This window comes from Pseudomonas sp. GL_090 (assembly GCF_057837765.1).
Genome location: NZ_CM174452.1, coordinates 4,185,618 through 4,205,803, shown reverse-complemented (window position 1 = coordinate 4,205,803; position 20,186 = coordinate 4,185,618). Strand labels below are relative to the sequence as shown.

General features: G+C 59.1%; 8 protein-coding genes. 5 read left to right on the top strand and 3 right to left on the bottom strand.

Annotated features, from left to right (window positions below; translation table 11 throughout):
* Positions 1–546: 546 nt before the first annotated feature.
* From AC3ITA_RS18840 to AC3ITA_RS18820, 5 genes are all read left to right on the top strand, one after another.
* The gene (locus tag AC3ITA_RS18840; protein WP_489278192.1) at positions 547–11,199 is read left to right on the top strand and encodes a peroxidase family protein; all 10,653 of its coding nucleotides are present in this window, start codon (positions 547–549) and stop codon (positions 11,197–11,199) included.
* A 185-nt stretch (positions 11,200–11,384) separates the two neighbouring features.
* Positions 11,385–11,960, top strand: coding sequence for a hypothetical protein (locus tag AC3ITA_RS18835; RefSeq protein ID WP_191628408.1), 576 nt, complete (start codon positions 11,385–11,387; stop codon positions 11,958–11,960).
* 685 nt (positions 11,961–12,645) lie between these two features.
* On the top strand, positions 12,646–13,293 hold the full coding sequence (locus AC3ITA_RS18830; protein WP_150673480.1) for a hypothetical protein: 648 nt from the start codon (positions 12,646–12,648) through the stop codon (positions 13,291–13,293).
* 149 nt (positions 13,294–13,442) lie between these two features.
* The gene (locus tag AC3ITA_RS18825) at positions 13,443–15,482 is read left to right on the top strand and encodes an oxidoreductase (protein ID WP_489278191.1); all 2,040 of its coding nucleotides are present in this window, start codon (positions 13,443–13,445) and stop codon (positions 15,480–15,482) included.
* A 155-nt stretch (positions 15,483–15,637) separates the two neighbouring features.
* A complete protein-coding gene (locus AC3ITA_RS18820) occupies positions 15,638–16,564 on the top strand; it encodes a 1-aminocyclopropane-1-carboxylate deaminase/D-cysteine desulfhydrase (RefSeq protein ID WP_489278190.1) in 927 nt (308 codons plus the stop codon).
* Between the two features lie 123 nt (positions 16,565–16,687).
* Here AC3ITA_RS18820 and AC3ITA_RS18815 read toward each other — a convergent pair whose 3' ends face one another.
* The 3 genes from AC3ITA_RS18815 to AC3ITA_RS18805 all read right to left on the bottom strand — a co-directional run bounded on the left by AC3ITA_RS18815 (position 16,688) and on the right by AC3ITA_RS18805 (position 19,902).
* Entirely contained in the window at positions 16,688–17,248 is a 561-nt protein-coding gene (locus AC3ITA_RS18815) for a cytochrome b (protein ID WP_414928464.1), read from the bottom strand.
* Between the two features lie 208 nt (positions 17,249–17,456).
* Positions 17,457–18,851: an undecaprenyl-phosphate glucose phosphotransferase gene (locus AC3ITA_RS18810; RefSeq protein WP_489278189.1), complete on the bottom strand. Its 1,395-nt coding sequence runs from the start codon at positions 18,849–18,851 to the stop codon at positions 17,457–17,459.
* Positions 18,852–19,242: 391 nt separating this feature from the next.
* Positions 19,243–19,902, bottom strand: coding sequence for a winged helix-turn-helix domain-containing protein (locus AC3ITA_RS18805; RefSeq protein WP_489278188.1), 660 nt, complete (start codon positions 19,900–19,902; stop codon positions 19,243–19,245).
* Positions 19,903–20,186 lie beyond the last annotated feature (284 nt).

Sequence of the window (20,186 nt, the reverse complement as noted above, 5' to 3'; positions counted from 1 at the left end):
CGCTGCGTTGCTCCCTTAAGCAGCAGCGTAGGTGGCGCTTAAACACTCCGAAATAACATTTCGCTCTATACCAGCACACAACTTTCTATATATCTTTTAAAAACAGCTAGTTGGAATGCCTGCCACCAGTCGTCTGTTTTAACGACGTAATATTGACAAAGATTTGCTATGGAACTTTAGTCTTAGTTATCGGGGGGCCCGCCCGCCTGAAGCCTGCCATCGCTTTGGCAGTGCAAGGCGCGGTGATTTTCCCGAGAGGAGCAGAAATATGTCGATCATTTCGTTCTTTTGCAGAGGGAAGGGGCTTTCCAGGACGTTTGCCTTCACTTCCAGATTCCATGGCCCGCCCAGGGCTCGAATCCGCTCTGCCTGATCGCCCGGCGAGCAATTCATATAGCGAATTCCAGGCGCTGATCCCGGGTCCCGGGTAACGCCAGCTCTCGCAAAAAAACACAACCAACAAACTGCGCAAGCCAGCACTTGACTTGGCGCGGGAGGATTTTCTCGTCCCGCGCCTTTACCCAGACAGATCGAGGGCAATCCAAAATGGCCAATTTCAGCAAGTCGGACCTGGAGTTCATCCTCAAGCAAATCTTTATCGCCGAAGCGAATGCCGCCGGCACCAGCCTCATTGATTTGCTTCCCAATACTCAGGTGCCATTCGGCCTGCGTACCGTCGATGGCAGCTTTAACAACCTGGTCACCGGCCAGAGTGATTTTGGCGCCGCGGACGCTGACTTTCCGCGCCTGCTTGATCCTTCTTTTCTATCGGCGGAGTATGCCGGAACCGGGACGGTGGTCGACCCGCAACCACGGATTATCAGTAACCTTGTCGTCGACCAGACCGCCAACAACCCGGCGGCCTATGCCTCTGCGTTCGACCCGGGCCTGGACGGTGTGCTCAACTTCGGCGCCGTGGGTAATGACGACGTACTCAAGGATGGCGTTCAGATAGTCGCCAGCCCCGGACTGGATGGCGTGTTCGGCACGGCCGATGACAAGGACGTATTCTTCTTTCCCAACGTGTCGCCGGACGTCGGCCTGACCGCCAGCTTCAACTCGTGGATGACTTTCTTCGGCCAGTTCTTCGACCACGGTCTCGACCTGGTCACCAAGAGTGCTACCGACATTGTGTTCATTCCGCTGCAGCCGGACGATCCGTTGTTCGTACCGGGCAGCCCGACCAATTTCATGGTGCTGTCACGCGCAGTGCGTACCGCTGGAGCGGACGGAGTAGTCGGCACTGCCGATGATGGCCAGACGAACACCACCTCGCCGTTCGTCGACCAGAGCCAGACCTACAGCTCGCACCCCTCGCATCAAGTGTTCCTGCGCGAATACGTGCTCAACGCGGCGGGCGATCCTGTAACAACGGGGCGCTTGATTACCAACCGCGACCTTGGCGCCGATGGCTTGTTCGGCACCGCCGATGATGGCGCCAGCGAAAATGGCGGCATGGCGACCTGGAAAGTGGTCAAGGCCCAGGCCCGTGACATTCTCGGCATCAACCTGACCGACGCCGACGTGCACAACGTGCCTTTGCTGGCAACCGATGCGTACGGCAACTTCATCCGCGGGCCGAACGGCATGCCGCAGGTGGTGATTCGCATCAGCAACGGTGCCGACGGCATTGCCGGGACGGCTGATGACGTCACTCAACTGGTCGAAGGCAACCGGGCAGCCCCCATCAGTCTGGCCAATGCCGTAAGCACCGGGCATGGTTTCCTCGACGACATCGCCCACAATGCCGCGCCGGTCGTCGTCGGCGGGGTTCTGCAGGCGGACGCCGACATCGCTGTCGGCAATGCGCAGCCCGTTGGCCCTACCGGCAACAACCTGACGTATGACAACGAACTGCTCGACGCCCACTACATTGCCGGCGATGGCCGGGCGAACGAAAACATTGGCCTGACCTCCGTGCACCATGTGTTTCACTCCGAGCACAACCGTCTGGTCCAGCAAACCAAGGACACCCTCATTGCCGCTGGCGACCTGGCCTTCCTCAATGAGTGGCTGGTGAACGACGTGGCCGCTATACCCACCACACCGGCCGAGATCGCGGCGCTGGTGTGGGACGGCGAACGCCTGTTCCAGGCTGCCAAGTTCGGTACTGAAATGCAGTACCAACATCTGGTGTTCGAGGAGTTCGCGCGGACCGTCCAGCCACAGGTCGACGCATTCCTTGCTCCCACCGGGTATGACACCTCAATCAATCCGGCAATCCTCGCCGAGTTCGCCCATGTGGTGTACCGCTTCGGTCACTCGATGTTGACCGAGACCGTCGATCGCTTCGACCCCGCGTTCAATCCGCTGCTCACTGACCCCACCAACCCGGACTCGCAAATGGGGTTGATCGCGGCCTTCCTCAACCCTCTGGCGTTCGCCAGCAGCGGGTTGACCGCGGACCAGGCGGCAGGTGCGATCATTCGCGGTGTGACCCGCCAGGTCGGCAACGAAATCGATGAGTTCGTCACTGAAGCGTTGCGCAACAACCTGCTCGGTCTGCCACTCGATTTGCCGGCCCTGAACCTGGCACGTGGTCGCGACACGGGCATCCCCACCTTGAATGAGGCGCGCCGGGAGTTCTACGCATCCACCGGCGACAGCCAGCTCAAGCCTTACATCAGTTGGGCTGACCTGGCAGACAGCCTCAAGCACCCCGAGTCGCTGGTCAACTTCATCGCGGCCTATGGCACGCACAGCACGATCACGGCGGCGACCACACTGGCAGGCAAACGCGATGCAGCCCTGGCGCTGGTATTGGGTGGCGTGGGTTCGCCGGCTGACCGCCTGGACTTCCTCAACAGCACCGGTGCCTACGCCAACGTAACGACGGCCGGCAGGGATGGGGTACTGGGTACTGCCGATGACCTGACCGGTGTGACGGTCACGGGCGTCGACGACATCGACTTCTGGGTCGGTGGCCTCGCCGAACAGAAGATGCCGTTCGGCGGCATGCTCGGCTCGACCTTCAACTTCGTGTTTGAAACCCAGATGGAGGCGTTGCAGAACGGCGACCGCTTCTACTACCTGTCGCGTACCGCGGGCCTGAACTTCGGCACCGAGTTGGAAAACAACTCTTTTGCCAAGCTGATCATGCTCAACACCGATGTCACCCACCTGTCGAACACCGTGTTCCTGACGCCGACGTTCACCCTCGAAGTGAATCAGGCCTCTCAGTTCACCGGCCTTGGCGTGGATGGCCGTGCCGACCCGATTGGCGGCATCCTGATCAACGGCGTCGAAGTCGTGTCCCTTGTGATTCGCGACAACCCCGACACCGTGGGTCCGGACACCAACTATCTGCAGTACACCGGTGAAGACCATATCGTCATGGGTGGCACCGCCGGCAATGACATCATCATTTCCGGTGACGGTGATGACACCCTTTACGGCGACGCAGGCAACGACCGCCTCGAAGGCGGTGCGGGCAACGATGCGGTACTGGGTGGCGATGGCGATGACATCATCAGCGACTCGTTCGGTGACAACCGTCTGGAAGGCAATGCCGGTAACGATGTGATCGTGGCCGGCAGCATGCTTGCTGCAGGCAACCTGATCCTGGGTGGCGATGGTCAGGACTTCATCATCACCACCGAAGACATCACCACCACCTTCGGCGGCCAGGGTGACGACTTCATCCTCGGTGCCAAGACCAACCTGCCACCGACCGGCAACGAAGGTGATGACTGGATCGAGAAGGGCACCCAGGACGGTGCGCCTGGCGATAACTTCGCGCCACTGCTCACTGACGATGTGATCGGCAACGACATCTTTGTCGGTGGTCCCGGCTTCGACGAAATGATCGGCGAGGGTGGCGATGACATATTTACCGGCAGCGACGCTCAGGACAAGATGGAAGGCATGTCCGGTTTCGACTGGGTGACCTACAAGAATGACAGGATCGGCGTGACCGCCGACCTGACCATGGCCGCGCTGGCACAGCCACACGGTAATGCGCCAAACCAGAACACCGGGGTGTTCAATCCGGTCGGCGCCTCGCCGGCCTCGATTCTCGACCGTTTTGCCGAGGTCGAGGGCTTGTCCGGTTCGAGTTTTGGCGATGTGCTCAAAGGCGATAATATCAATGCGGACACTATCATCAACCACGGCGGTACCACAGGCAGTGCGCTGACCAATGTGGCGTTGATCCGCGGACTGGACCAGTTCCTGGCCGATGCCGGGTTGCCGACCACCGGCTTTGCTACTGGCAACATCATCCTCGGTGGCGATGGCAGTGACCTGATCGAGGGGCGCGGAGGCGATGACCTGATCGATGGCGACAAATGGATCAATGTCAGGATTGCCGTTTACGACCCGGCTGACGTCAACCATACCGGTCCCGAAATCGCGTCCTTCGACAGCATGGTGGATATGATCCCGCTTATGCTGGACGGCACCATCAACCCCGGTCAGCTCAAGGCCGTGCGGGAAATCATGCCCGGCGCCTCGACTGACGGGGAGGCCTTCGACACGGCCATTTTCTCCGGGCTTGAGGCCGAGTATGCGGTGACTGTCGACGACCGTGGCACGGACGATGTGACGGACGATGTCTGGACTGTGGCAGATAGCGTAGCCGGTCGCGACGGCATCGATACGCTGCTGAATATCGAACGCTTGCAGTTCGCCGATAACCAGCAAGTGTTGGTGGCGGGGCTCAATGCCCAACCGAATGGCAGCCCGACTGTCACGGATGGCAACGGCGGCGAGATCACGGTGGGCGATATACTGACTGTCAGCGTGGCCGGGGTGAGCGATGACGACAACGTCACAGGGGGTAATCCGCAGGGCTTGATCAACGGTTCGGTGTCCTACTACTGGCAATTCGAGGCGGAGGCAGGCAGCGGCATATTCGAGGACATCATCCTGTTGCCGGCTGGCGACCTGGCGTTCCAGAGTGCCGACGGCACTACGTTCAAGGTCTCTCCCGACCTTGCCGGGCTGTCATTGCGGGTCAAGGCGATCTACCAGGACGGTCATGGCACGACTGAAGTGTTGTTCTCGCAACCCACTTCAGTGGTAGCTCCCGGCGCGCCGGTCGTGCCGACGGCGCCGACGCCAGTGGTCGATGCCACGGCGGGTGGTGCGGGCCTGAACATGGTCCGCTCCGACCTCAATTTCATTCTTGACCAGATCAGGATTGCCGAGGCGGATGCGGCCGGACAGGACATCCTCTCGCTGATTCCGAACATCCGCGCGCCGTTGGGCCTGCGTACGGTCGACGGGTCAAACAACAATCTGATGAACCTCAACGGCATTGACAACACCGAGTTTGGTGCAGCCGATAACCTCTTCCCGCGCTTGACCGATCCGGTGTTCAATCCGGCGGAGCAGGGAACTTCGTATACGCAGAACAGCGGCCTGGTGATTGACTCGCAGCCGCGCACCATCAGTAACCTGATCGTCGATCAGACGGCGAACAACCCGGCGGCCTATGCCACGGCATTCAACCCGGGTCTGGACGGCGTGCTCAACTTCGGCGTGGTGGGCGTGGGTAATGACGACGTACTCAAGGATGGCGTACAGATAGTTGCCAGCCCCGGGCTGGATGGACAGTTCGGTACGGCCGACGACCACGACGTGTACCTGTTCGAGAACACCACGGCGGACGCGGGGTTATCCGCGCCGTTCAACGCCTGGATGACCTTCTTCGGGCAGTTCTTCGATCATGGTCTGGACCTGGTCACCAAAGGTGGTTCGGGCACTGTCTTCATTCCGCTTCAGCCGGATGATCCACTCTTTGTCCCAGGCAGCCCGACGAACTTCATGGTGCTGACCCGCGCGACCAACCAACCAGGGGCGGATGGCGTTCTTGGTACGGCCGACGACATCCATGAGCACACCAACACCACCTCGCCGTTCGTGGACCAGAACCAGACCTATAGCTCGCACCCGTCGCATCAGGTGTTCCTGCGCGGTTATGAACTGACCGCCAACGGCCCCGTAGCGACTGGCCGGTTGATCACCAACCGTGATCTGGGTGTGGATGGCACGTTTGGTACCGCGGACGACGTCGAAATCGGTGGCATGGCAACCTGGAAGGTGGTCAAGGCGCAAGCCCGCGACATCCTGGGTATCAACCTTACCGATGCCGATATCGACAGCGGCCCGCTGCTGGCGACTGACGCCTATGGCAACTTCATCAAAGGGCCGAACGGCTTCCCGCAGGTTGTCATTCGGGTCAACAACGGGGCGGACGGCATTGCCGGCAACGCCGATGACGTCACTACGCTTGTCGAAGGCAATCCGGCCAGTCCGGTAAGCCTCGTGAACGCGGTGCGCACCAGCCATGCCTTCCTCAACGACATCGCCCACAACGCCGTGCCGGTCGTTACCGGCGGGGTTCTGCAGGCGGATGCCGACACCCTTGTCGGCAATGCTCAGCCCGTTGGCCCAGGCGGCAACAACCTGACCTATGACAACGAACTGCTCGACGCTCACTACATCGCTGGCGACGGCCGGGTCAACGAGAACATCGGCCTGACCGCGGTGCATGCGATCTTCCACTCCGAGCACAACCGCCTGGTCCAGCAGACCAAGGACACCGTGCTCGACTCGGGTGACGTGGCCTTCCTCAACGAGTGGCTGCTCAATCCGGTGGCGGCATTGCCAACCACCCAGGCCGAGTTCGATGCGCTGCAGTGGAATGGCGAGCGCTTGTTCCAGGCGGCCAAGTTCGGCACCGAAATGCAGTATCAGCACCTGGTGTTCGAGGAGTTTGCGCGGACCATCCAGCCTCGAGTCGACCTGTTCTTCGCACCGACCCAGGTCTACGACGTCGACCTCGATGCCTCGATCGTCGCCGAGTTCGCCCACACCGTGTACCGGTTTGGGCACTCGATGCTGACCGAGACCGTCGATCGCTACGACATCGACTTCAACGTGATAGGCGATCCGGCCAGCGCTAATCCCGATCAGCAACTGGGCTTGATCGCGGCGTTCCTTAACCCGTTGGCGTACGCCGCCAGTGGCGTGTCGCCAGAGGATGCGACCAGTGCGATCATACGTGGGGTGACTCGGCAAGCCGGTAACGAAATCGACGAGTTCGTCACCGAGGCGCTGCGCAATAACCTGCTCGGCCTGCCGCTCGACCTGCCGGCGATCAACATCGCCCGTGGCCGCGACGTGGGGATTCCCTCACTCAACGCGATCCGCCGCGACATCTACAGCCAGACCGGTGATACCCAACTCAAGCCGTACACCAGCTGGGTCGATCTGGTGCAGTACCTCAAACATCCGGAGTCGTTGATCAACTTCATCGCGGCCTATGGCACGCATGACACGATCACGGCGGCGACCACTCTGGAAGGCAAGCGCGCGGCAGCTCTGGCGCTGGTCTTCGGTGGTGTGGGCGCACCGGCTGACCGTCTGGACTTCCTCAACAGCACGGGTGCCTTTGCCAACGTAACGCTGGCCGGCACGGATGGCGTGCTGGGCACCGCCGACGATCTGAGGAACGTGACGGTCACTGGCGTCGACGCCATCGATCTCTGGATCGGCGGTCTGGCCGAAGCGAAAACCCCGTTCGGCGGCATGCTCGGCTCGACCTTCAACTTCGTGTTCGAGAACCAGTTGGAAAAACTGCAGGACGGCGATCGCTTCTACTACCTGGAGCGTACCTCTGGTCTATCGATGAATGCCGAGCTTGAAAGCAACTCGTTCGCCAAGCTGATCATGGCCAACACCTCCGCCACTCACTTGCCGGGCCTGGTGTTCTCGGATCCGGGGTTCTATCTGGAAGTGGACCAGGGCAGGCAATTCAACGAAGGCCTGCTCACTGCCGATCCGCTCGGCCCGAACGGCGCGCAGGTAGTGTTCCGCGACAACCCGCTGACCGTGGGGGCGGACACCAACTACATCAAGTACACAGGTGATGAGCACATCGTGCTGGGCGGCACCGACAACGCAGACATCCTCATTTCCAGTGAAGGCGATGACACGGTCTGGGGCGATGGTGGCAACGATCGCATCGATGGCGGTGACGGCAACGACCAACTGCGCGGTGGTGCCGGCGACGACATCATCACCGACACCGGCGGCGACGATAACCTCCAGGGTGGCGACGGCCACGACGTACTGCACGGAGGCAACGGCGTCAACCTGATCATTGGCGGGTTCGGCAACGACTTCATCATTACCGGTGAGGACGCCTCCGAGGCCATTGGTGGCCAGGGCAATGACTTCATCCTGGGTAGCAAAGCCAACGAACAGGACATGGGTAACGAAGGCGACGACTGGATCGAGAAGGGCACCTCGGACGGTGCACCTGGCGACAACTTCGACCCGCTGGGCAACGACCCTGTGATCGGCCACGATGTTTACATCGGCGGCGGCGAGAACGATAAGTTCAACGGCGAAGGCGGTGACGACATCATGGTCGGCAGTCTCGGCTTTGGTGACCGCTATATCGGCGGCTCGGGCTATGACTGGGCGACCTTCAAGGATCTCGCCCAAGGCGTTAGCATCGATTTCAGCGACCGCTTCTTCGATGTGCCACCGATGCCGGGTTCGGGAGCCTCGGCGCTGGTGCGTTTCGACGCCACGGAAGGTCTGTCGGGCTCGTCACACGGTGACTTCCTGCGCGGTGATAGCTCCGATGCAACAACGCTACCCACTTTGGGTGCAACCGGCAGTGTGCTGACCAACATCAGCCTGATCAACGGTCTGGCGGGTCTGCTGCCGGTCGGCGCGACGTTCTACGACGGCGGCAACATCATCCTCGGTGGCAGCGGCAGCGACCTCATCGAAGGTCGCGGCGGTGACGACATCATCGACGGTGACAAGTGGCTGAACGTACGCATCAGCGTACGGGCAAACGCTGATGGCACCGGCGCGGAAATCGCCACGTTCGACAGCATGGGGCCGATGGTCCAGGCGATGTTGAACGGTACCTACAACCCGGGCCAACTGGTCATCGTGCGGGAGATCCTGACCGGCACTGACGACTTCGACACTGCGGTGTTCTCCGGTAATGCGTCGGAGTACACCGTCACTGTCGATGGCAACGCTGTCATCGTGACCGACCTGGTTGCAGGGCGTGATGGCGTCGATCGCCTGACGGGCATCGAGCGCCTGCAGTTCGCTGACCAGGCGCAGGCCTCCGGTGTTGGCACCGCCACGAACAGCGCTCCTGTGGGGCGTCTGGCGATCCTCGATGCTACCACCGGTGCTCGTGTCGATGCGCCTGTCGCCGGCCAGCTGCTGCGCGTCAGCAGCCAGACGGTACGCGACGCCAACAACCAGGGCGTGGCCAATGTGACCGGTGCGATTACCGGGGCCGTGTCTTACTACTGGCAGGTCGAAAACGTCCCGGGTTCGGGCATCTTTGAGGACATCACCTTTATCGCCGCAGGCGAGGCTTCACGGGCGACCGGCGCCTCCTATCTGGTGGCGGACGATGTCGCCGGTCTGAACATCCGTGTTCGGGCGGTGTATCAGGATGCCAATGGTACGCTGGAGATCGTCGACTCGTCGGCGAACAACGCACCGATCGCAGGGCCGGGCATCCTCGGGTTTGCGTTCCTGAACGAAGTGCTGGCCGCCAACCTGTCGACCCTCGTCGACGTCGATGGCCTCAGCAATCCGCAGTTCACCTTCCAGTGGCAGGAGACCAACGGGGTCAGCTTCGTCAACATCGCCGGAGCCACCAGTAGCACCTTCACGCTTGGTCAGGCTCAGGTCGGCGATCAAGTGCGCGTGGTGGTCAGTTTCGTGGATGACTTCGGTGTGACCGAAAGCATCGCATCCGACGCCACGGCCCCTGTGCTCGTCGGTACTACATTTGCCGGTACCGTCGGTGTCGACACATGGATCGGCACGGCGGGCAATGATGTGGCCAGCGGAGGTGACGGCAACGACATCATGAACGGCCAGGGTGGCAACGACATCATCAATGGTGATGCAGGCAATGACATTCTCGTCGGTGGTAACGGTAGCGACACGATGGCCGGCGGTACTGGCAACGATACCTTCGAAGTCACCTCCGTCGGGGACGTGGTGACCGAGCTCGCCGGTGGCGGCAGCGATACGGTCTGGACTTCGCTCGCGACCTACACCCTGGGTGCCAACGTCGAGAATCTGTATTTCGGCGGTAGCGGCAACTTCGCGGGCACCGGTAATGCGTTGGCCAACACGATCGTGGGCGGTGCGGGTAACGACGTCATCAGAGGTGGCGGAAGTGCCGACGCGATGACCGGCGGTGCCGGCAACGATGTCTACGAAGTCACCGACCTTGGAGACGTGGTGACCGAGCTTGTCGGTGGCGGTAGCGACACGGTCTGGACCTCGCTCGCGAACTACACCCTGGGTGCCAACGTCGACAATCTGTTTTTCGGCGGCAGCGGCAACTTCGCGGGTACCGGTAATGCGCTGGCCAACACGGTCGTGGGCGGTGCGGGTAACGACGTCATCAGAGGTGGCGGAAGTGCCGACACGATGGCCGGCGGTGCCGGCAACGATGTCTACGAGGTCACCGACCTTGGAGACGTGGTGACCGAGCTCGCCGGCGCCGGTAGTGATACGGTCTGGACTTCGCTCGTGAACTACGCCCTGGGCGCCAACGTCGACAATCTGTATTTCGGCGGTAGCGGCAACTTCAGGGGCACCGGTAACGGGCTCGCCAACACGCTTGTGGGCGGTGCGGGTAACGACGTCATCATCGGTAGTTCAGGTTCCGACACGATGGCCGGCGGTGCCGGCAACGATGTCTACGAAGTCACCGACCTTGGGGACGTGGTGACCGAGGCCGCCGGTGGTGGTAACGATACGGTCTGGACCTCGCTCTCGAGCTACACCCTGGGTGCCAATGTCGAGAGTCTGTTCTTCGGCGGCAGCGGCAACTTCGCGGGCACGGGTAACACGCTCAACAACACGATCGTGGGTGGTGCGGGTAACGACGTGCTCACCGGTGGTGGTGGTAACGACCTGTTGAGTAGCGGTATCGGCGGCAACGATACCTTCGTGTTTGCTGCCGCGGGTTTCGGCACCGATGCGATCTTTAACTTCGGAGCCAATCTGGTCGCAGGGCACGACTTGCTCAACATCACGGGGTTGGGGATCACCAGTGCGACGTTCGCGGCCAACGTGAGCATAACGGCTGACGGGGCGGACACGATGGTGGGGATCGGGGCGGACTCCATCCGCCTTGTGGGTGTCGCCAGCGCGGCCGTTGATCAGACGGACTTCATTCTGGCCACTTGAGGTCCTGGTCAGTACTGTCGCAGGGAGCATGGACAGCGCAGGGGAGGGCAATGGATGCCCTCCCTTTCTCCTTCCATTCGATTGCCCATTAGCTATCGGGGTGCCAGCAGCGTACTGGAACTCATCAAAGCAGGTTGGAACCGAACTGCGAAATCAAAGAAACAATGGAAAAAGGAAACCCGGCCTTGAACATTTCAGCCATCTGCCTCTTGAGCAGCCTATTGGTTTCGGTCGCGGCATCTGCCAGCGGGGTCACTCCGCTCTTCGACCTGGACTTCACCCGATCAGCCACGCAAACGCTCAAAGAAATGGGCATCAACGACGCCTGTATTATCGCCGTCTCAAGTCCTGCTGCGTTTACCTACTGCCGGGAAGGATCATCAACGCTCTGGAAGTACCAGGCGCTGGATCTGGAGCAACAGGCGGTGATTCAGATTGGCCAACAGCGGTCTTCGGCGGACTATCAGCGAATAACCGTTGTGGAAGTCGATAGCGTTGCTTGCGAACAGGATCATCTTGCGCCATTGGTTAAACCGGCTTTCAGGCATGCACTTTTCCTTGGCCTGATTACCCTGTTTCTGTTGGCCGGCCTGCGATATACCTACCGGGCGATCATGCATTACTGTTATGACCAGGCCGGATTTTCGAAGTTCGGCTTGCAGCGATTGGACGAATCCTGGTCGACGCAAAACTCAACGGTAATGGCGTTGGTCGCATGGGGTATCGTGGCAGCTACGGCATTTATCTACTTCGGGTTTTGAGCGTAACCACAACTGGCGGGTATTCCGTTTTAATGTACTTTCCATTCGATAGGGTTTGACTGTGCACAGTTTTATTCGCTGACAATTAACTGACCTGATTGGCATCCTGTCTGTTTCAGTTAATCCTGCGTTGCCGTCTACCTGAAAGGGTGGCTGGATCACGGTGAATCCGCAGTTGAAGTTTGCTCTGGATGAGAGTCGCTCGCTATAGCGCGAGTTGTGAGATGTATAACAACTAGCGGATCCAATTTTCAATTGTCGAAGTGCATCTAGTCAAGCAGGCCAGTTGTCGTGGGCAATAGCGCGGAAGTTTACTCATTGCTGTCGCGTCAGGCGAACTTGCGCTGTGCACCGTTTGTCGGTGGTTTGTGCGAAAAATGAACATTGCAGCGTCTGCGGCCTCTGATCCTTGAGCACGTCAGCCATGACTTGCCTCCGCGATTGCAAAAAAAGAAGTGGAAATGGAATCTCAAATGCAGTGAAAGCAAATGGGGATTTTTTATCTGAAACTCAGGGAGGCAATAAACCAACCGGTCATTGATTTTCCAAGTGCGTCAATGAGGTTGACAGTGCCGAGTCCATGATTTGGCTTATCTTTTAGAAGTAAGGTCGTACAGGGTTTTTAATAATTGAAGATTCTGTCAAGTGGTCGATCCGTACTCTCGAATAAGGTGGAGAAATTACCGTGGCGATAAATACCATTATGAGTCTGCTGGAAAATAAGGAATTCCTGGAGTTTTTGCGTCTGGGCGTTATTTACGTTCATTTGGTGGCGTGTTGTGTGGCCATCGGTTTGGTGCTGACCAGTGATGTTGCGATGGTCAGGGACCTTTTAAAACGGAAAGTATTTACTGAGCATGATAATGCTCACATGGAAAGTCTTCAGAAGTCTGTCATCGTTGCACTCATAGCGTTATGGGTAACGGGTGTCGCTGTCGTCGGTATCGATTACCTGGGTAAAGGAGCCGATTACTTTTTGAATCCAAAGCTTCAAGCCAAAGTCATTATTGTGGCGTTGCTTAGTTACAACGGCGTCCTGTTGCATCGCCTGGTACTGCCGGCCCTGAAAAAGGCAGGCTCCTTGCTCAATCTCGGATTCAGTGCACGGATGATGGCGTTGGCCTGCGGGTCGTTGTCAGCAGTGTCATGGCTGTATGCCGCCATGCTGGGAGTCGGGCGCCCTTTGGCCTGGAAGTATTCCCTTTCCGAACTGTTGATGGCTTATCCGCTGCTGATTGCGCTCGGGTTCCTGACGATGCTGGTGTTGACCCAGCGAGCGAAACAACAGGACGACTACGTTGCGCCTGCGCGGGCAGTAGCAAGCGCATGCTAGGCCGGTACTGAGTTTCTGCTCATTTTGATCAATAAGTTGTAACTTACGGTCATTGAGCGATGGCGGTGCGACTCTTAGTCTGTCGAACATGACTGATGGGGGCCACAGAGCTCCCGCACTTTCCGTGATCGCTCGATGTGGAGTTACCGATGACCGCCGCTCAATACCCGCACCTGCTGGCTCCGCTGGACCTGGGGTTCACCACGCTGCGCAATCGCACCCTGATGGGGTCGATGCACACTGGCCTTGAAGAGAAACCGGGTGGCTTCGAGCGCATGGCGGCGTACTTCGCCGAGCGTGCCCGTGGCGGTGTCGGCCTGATGGTTACCGGCGGTATCGGCCCGAACGACGAGGGTGGCGTGTATTCCGGCGCGGCCAAGCTGACGACCGAAGAAGAGGCGCTCAAGCACCGTATCGTCACCCGTGCCGTGCATGACGCGGGCGGCAAGATCTGCATGCAGATCCTCCATGCCGGTCGTTATGCCTACAGCCCGAAACAGGTTGCGCCCAGCGCGATCCAGGCGCCGATCAACCCGTTCAAGCCCAGGGAACTGGACGAGGAAGGCATCGAGAAGCAGATCAGCGATTTCGTTACCTGCTCGGTACTGGCACAAACCGCCGAGTACGACGGCGTGGAAATCATGGGCTCCGAAGGTTATTTCATTAACCAGTTCCTCGCCGCCCACACCAACCACCGTACCGACCGCTGGGGCGGCAGCTACGAAAACCGCATGCGCTTGCCGGTGGAGATCGTGCGTCGCGTGCGTGAAGCGGTAGGTCCGAACTTCATCATCATTTTCCGCCTGTCGATGCTCGACCTGGTCGAAGGCGGCAGCACTTGGGGAGAGATCGTTCAACTGGCCAAGGCCATCGAGCAGGCCGGCGCGACCATCATCAACACCGGTATCGGTTGGCACGAAGCGCGGATTCCGACCATCGCCACCAAAGTTCCACGCGCGGCCTTCAGCAAGGTCACGGCCAAGCTGCGAGGTTCGGTCAGTATTCCGCTGATCACCACCAACCGTATCAACACCCCGGAAGTGGCCGAGCAGATCCTGGCCGACGGCGATGCCGACATGGTGTCCATGGCGCGGCCGTTCCTCGCCGACCCGGATTTCGTCAACAAGGCCGCTGAAGGCCGTGCCGATGAAATCAACACCTGCATCGGTTGCAACCAGGCCTGCCTCGACCACACCTTCGGCGGCAAGCTGACCAGTTGCCTGGTCAACCCGCGTGCCTGCCACGAAACCGAGCTCAACTATCTGCCGGTGCAGCAGTTGAAGAAAATTGCCGTGGTCGGTGCCGGTCCGGCCGGTTTATCTGCAGCGACCGTGGCCGCCGAGCGTGGCCATCAGGTGACGCTGTTCGATTCGGCCAGCGAGATCGGCGGTCAGTTCAACATTGCCAAGCGCGTTCCGGGCAAGGAAGAGTTCTACGAAACCATTCGCTACTTCAACCGCAAGTTGCAGACCACCAATGTCGAGGTGTGCCTGAACACCCGCGTCGACGTGGCCGGGCTGGTCGAGGGCGGTTACGACGAGATCATTCTGGCCACCGGCATTGCGCCGCGCGTGCCGGCCATTCCAGGGGTGGAAAACGCCAAGGTGCTGAGCTACCTGGACGTGATCCTGGCGCGCAAACCGGTCGGCAAGCGTGTCGCGGTGATTGGTGCCGGTGGTATCGGTTTCGACGTCTCCGAGTTCCTGGTGCATGAAGGTGTCGCCACCAGTCAGGATCGCGCCGCGTTCTGGAAAGAATGGGGCATCGATACGCATCTTGAAGCGCGCGGCGGTGTCGCGGGTATCAAGGCGGCACCCCATGCGCCGGCCCGCGAGGTGTTCCTGCTGCAACGCAAGACGTCCAAGGTCGGCGACGGCCTGGGCAAGACCACCGGCTGGATTCATCGCACGGGCCTTAAGAACAAGCAGGTGCAGATGCTCAACAGTGTCGAATACCTGAAGATCGACGACGCAGGCCTGCACATTCGCATCGGCGAAACCGGCGAGCCGCAGGTGCTGCCAGTGGACAACATCGTGATTTGCGCCGGGCAGGATCCGCTGCGCGAATTGCATGACGGTCTGGTGTCGGCGGGGCAGAGTGTGCACCTGATCGGCGGCGCGGATGTTGCGGCAGAACTGGATGCCAAGCGGGCGATCAATCAGGGTTCGCGGTTGGCGGCGCAGTTGTAATAGCAGGCTCAGCATACCAATGGCTATCGCGAGCAGGCTCGCTCCCACCTTCGATCTGCTGAACGACACAGATTCAGTGTGTGAGCGAGCCTGCTCGCGATGGCTGTCTTTGAGCGACTAGAATGTAAATTCTTTTTTAGCTCAATCAGGCGCCAATGCTTCTCCCTCTCTCCACCTGGCTACCCCAGGCTCCCCTCCAACGCCTTGATCTCGACTGGCTCACTCAAGCCGGCATCGAAGTAGCGGTACTGCGTCTGGACCAGATCGACCCGCTGATCAGTGGCAACAAATGGTTCAAGCTCATCGAACACCTGAAGACCGCCGAACGCCTGGGTGCCGAGGGCATCATCAGTCTCGGTGGTGCGCACTCCAATCACCTCCACGCATTGGCGGCGGCGGGCAAGCGCCTGGGCTTTGCCACTGTCGGCCTGTTGCGCGGGCATCCGCAGCAAACCCCGACGGTCAAGGACTTGCAGGCGTTCGGCATGGAGTTGCACTGGCTCGGTTACGCAGGCTATCGAGCCAGGCATGAAGAGGGTTTCTGGCAACCCTGGCAAACCCGCTACCCGACGTTGCATCCGGTGCCTGAAGGGGGAGGCGGTTTGCCTGGCGCCCTGGGCTGCATGCAACTGCGGGCCAGCGTTTGCGCGCAACTGGAGGGCTTGGATTGGCGTGACTATGACGGTTGGTGGCTGGCCTGCGGAACCGGCACAACCCTGGCCGGCCTGGTGCTGGCCGAAGCGGGGGATCATCCGGTGTACGGTGCCCTGGCGGTGCCTGACGACCACGGGGTGGCGCAGCAGGTCGAGAGGATCGTGCAGGAAACGGGGCTGATCGATGCAGTGTATGAGCTGTTCGAGGCCAGTCGCGGCGGGTTTGCCAAGGTTGATCCGCTGCTGCTCGACTTTATCGAACAGACAGAGCAGGCGGGAAGTATTCCATTGGAGCCGCTGTATACCGGCAAGGCACTCATGGCCCTCAAGCAACAAGTCGAGGCGGGGAAATTCGCCCGGGGCACTCGGCTGATATTCGTCCACACGGGCGGCTTGCAAGGGCGGCGGGGGTTCAACTCTCAAGTCTGAAAGTCACCGAAAACCAATGTGGGAGCGAGCCTGCTCGCGATGGCGGTGTATCAGTCGACAAATGCGCCGAATGCAACACCCTCATCGCGAGCAAGCTCGCTCCCACATTGGAGTTCATTGGTCTCAGGCGTCGCGGTTCACCCGCTTGGGCATCATCCGCAGCAAGGTGTTATCGCCCACCACATAGTGGTGATACAGCCCGGCCGCGGCATGCAGGCCGATCAGCCAATAGCCGATAGTGCCGCCGAGCTCATGCCAGTCCTGGAGTTGTTTGGCCAGGTCCTTGTCTTCCGCTACCAGCATCGGCAGGTCGAAACCGTAGAACATCACCTGATTGCCTTTGGCGCTGGTGACCAGCCAGCCGAGAATCGGCGTGACGATCATGAAAATGTACAGCGCCCAGTGCATCAGCCTGGCCAGCGTCGTTTGCCAGTGCGGCGAGGCCGGGAAGATCTGCGGCGCCGGGCCGAGGCTGCGCGCGAACAATCGCAGCCAGACCAGAACGAATACGGTCAGGCCGAGCATGAAGTGTGATTCTACGATCAGCGTGCGCCCACCACTGCCCTTGGGAAAGAGCCCGCGAAACTCGATACAGGCGTAAACCAGCACCAGCAGGACCAGCATCAACCAATGCAGCGCGATCGATACGGTGCTGTAGCGCGACTTGGAGTTTTTCCACGGCATACGGTGTTCCTCAGAGGTCCGGTTTAAAGCCACCGTTCTTGTCCGACGGTGTGCTCTAACTGTAATCCTGTTTCACCGGGTTTGCCTGAGACGATTGGTCGCTGGATGCTCTTGCTCTGGTAGCAGGGAGAAAAAATCTGCCGATTCACAGCGACGAAAAAGGGGACTTGCGTCCCCTTGCGGTGTTGCCTTGTGCAGCCCTAAACCGTCAGTAGATGTCCTTCGACAACAAGGTGAACGGCGTCTTCACCAGAATCTTCAGGTCCAGCCACAACGACCAGTTGTTGATGTACTTGAGGTCGATCTCGACACGCTTCTGCATCTTGTCGATGGTGTCGGTCTCGCCACGGCAACCGTTGATCTGCGCCAGGCCAGTGATGCCCGGTTTGATTCGGTGGCGCGCCATGTAGGCGAGAATTTTCCCGGAGTAGTAGTTGTTGTGCGCGATGGCATGAGGGCGCGGGCCGACCAGCGCCATTTGTCCTTGCAGCACGTTGAACAGTTGCGGCAACTCGTCCAGCGAAGTGCGACGGATGAAGCGTCCGACGGCGGTGATACGCGAGTCGTTACGGCTGGCCTGCTTGACTTCATGGTCGTCGTGCACACGCATGGAGCGGAACTTCCAGACCTGAATCACCTTGCCGTTCCAGCCATGGCGGTCCTGCTTGAAGAACACCGGGCCGGGGGAGTTGAGCTTTACGGCCAGGGCAATGACCAGCAACACCGGGCTCAACAGGATAATGGCCAGCAGGGCCACGCTCTTTTCCACCAGGCTTTTACTGAGCGCGGCAGTGGGCCGGCTGGTCAGCGGACTTTCGTTCAAGTAGATCGCCGGCAGGCCGTCCACGACTTTCACCGAGTGATTGAGCAGCGTCAGGCTGTTCAAGTCCGGCACCCAGACCACGTCAACGTTGGCATCCAGCAAATCGACGTACAGGGCTTCGATTTTTGCCGCTTCCGACAGGGGCAGCGTGATGTACAAACGACGGATGTCATGGGTCTTGATCAGTTCCAGCAAGTCCTCCTGGGCACCGACGATGCGCGGTGAGCCCGGCTCCAGGGCAGGAAGGGCACCGTTGCTGACCAGGCCCACCAACGGCAGGTTTTCGAGGTCGCTCAGCTTGTTCGCCAATCCCAGCGCCAGTTCACCGGTGCCGACGATCAGGGTTTTATGCTCGCTTTTACGTGACCGCTGGTAGAACTTCGAGAACGCATGCAGCGGCGCATACAGCAACGCCTGGCCGAGGAAGCCGTACACCGCCCAACCCAGGATGACTTGTCGGGAAAACAGCTCATCGGCCTTGCAGATAAACGCGATGCAGGCCAGTGCCGCCATCGTCATGGACCAGCCCATGAACAGGCGTCCCAGCCCTGACAGATAATTGTCTCTTTTGCGGTACACACCACTGAACGTATAAGCCGGAACCGAGGCCAGTACGGCGAGCGTTGCGCACATTCTGTAATAGAACTCGACCGTTCCAGTGTGCCGCTCGGCAAGTATGAACAACAGGGAAACTACAAAGCCCTGTGCCAGCGCCCATTGCCCCCAAAAGGTAAGTCCCTTGAGGCCGGTGTTTCGATTGATACCAAGAGTAAGATCCATACAATATCCCCAAAAGACGTCCATTCAGGTTTCGACAGTTGAAATCCGAGTTGTTAAACAGACTTATTATTGTTGTTAGAGCGAGTGTCCTGAGGCAACAACGTCGATATGCCGAACTGTCGTCAGTCAATAGACTAAGTTATTGGCGGAGATGCTGTCTGACGAGTTCTAACAAGATGGCAAAGTGCCAACTATCAGTATTTTAGAAAAAGCCGAGCGTTAGAAAAGGTCGAATGGAAGGGGGTGAATAATTAGAGTGGTCTTTGGTATTGTAGGAGGGGTGGGGATGAGGGCGGTCTGACTGGCGCGGAGGTTGAAACCAAACAGAGTGCTTTTTTATTGTTGTAATCGCACTGTTTCTGTTTGTTTTATTCGTTAAAGGTGGAGGTGTTTACGCCACGACTTCCTGGATCAGGCAATAGCCGCGATTTCTTACTGCACGAAACAGCCGTTCACCATTGCTGGCACTTTTGAATTTGTCTTGCAGTCGACTCAGGCACATTTCCAGGCCGCGGTATTGTTCCGGCTCCCTGCCGATGCTGAGGATCAGTTCGTCTCGACTGACGACACGCTCTTCATGGTGCAGCATTTTCTTTACCAGTGCAGCTTCCAATCCGGTCAGGCTGATCTCGACGCCCTCTTTTACCAATACGCTTTGATCCTTGTCGAGTTGCCAGGCTTCGCTGTATGGCGTGTCGCCCTCGATTGTTTGCGCAATATCGTTGGCTGCCCCGGCTGTTGCCGGCATGCTGTGGAATGGATTCGTCGATTGCGCTGCCAGCCATTCGGACTCCAGGGTGGCCAATAGTCGCTGTGTATCATGCTCGATACTGCGCGCAACGTTTTTCCTTGAAACGCTTGGGTAGCGGAACTCCATCAGCACGGGAGCGGAAGAGGGCGACGCAGCACCTTCAATAAACATTTGTGCCTGGGAGGTGCCAAACGAGTTGAAGCGCTCACTGGACAGGATGGTCTCAAGTTCACGCTGCGACGTAGTGCTGTGGGTCACGACGACAAAGTATTTCCTTGGGAGGGTTGTACTAGTTTCCATGTCTCTCTCCTGAAGTACACACCAAATTTGGCGAAAAGATGATCGGCAGGGGAGCAATGACTCCCTGGGAAGTGGTCGAAAGGCAGGGTCTGGGCCCAAATTTGGCCCTCGATAGGTTCCACTCGATCTGCTGCTATAGAATAAACTTTTATTGTTATGGTTCGATGTTGCCACGGTCATGGAATCGATAAATGCCTTTGGTATGAAATACAAAAAAAACGATGAAGTCTAGACTTTTGTCGTTAAGGAAATCGCCTGATTAATTGATACTAAAGCGCCATCTC

Excerpts from the sequence above, each read along its gene's own strand:
- AC3ITA_RS18820 (WP_489278190.1), top strand. The coding sequence starts at position 15,638 with ATGCTTCTCCCTCTCTCCACCTGGCTACCCCAGGCTCCCCTCCAACGC.
- AC3ITA_RS18840 (WP_489278192.1), top strand. The coding sequence starts at position 547 with ATGGCCAATTTCAGCAAGTCGGACCTGGAGTTCATCCTCAAGCAAATC.
- AC3ITA_RS18825 (WP_489278191.1), top strand. The coding sequence starts at position 13,443 with ATGACCGCCGCTCAATACCCGCACCTGCTGGCTCCGCTGGACCTGGGG.
- AC3ITA_RS18805 (WP_489278188.1), bottom strand. The coding sequence starts at position 19,902 with ATGGAAACTAGTACAACCCTCCCAAGGAAATACTTTGTCGTCGTGACC.
- AC3ITA_RS18810 (WP_489278189.1), bottom strand. The coding sequence starts at position 18,851 with ATGGATCTTACTCTTGGTATCAATCGAAACACCGGCCTCAAGGGACTT.
- AC3ITA_RS18815 (WP_414928464.1), bottom strand. The coding sequence starts at position 17,248 with ATGCCGTGGAAAAACTCCAAGTCGCGCTACAGCACCGTATCGATCGCG.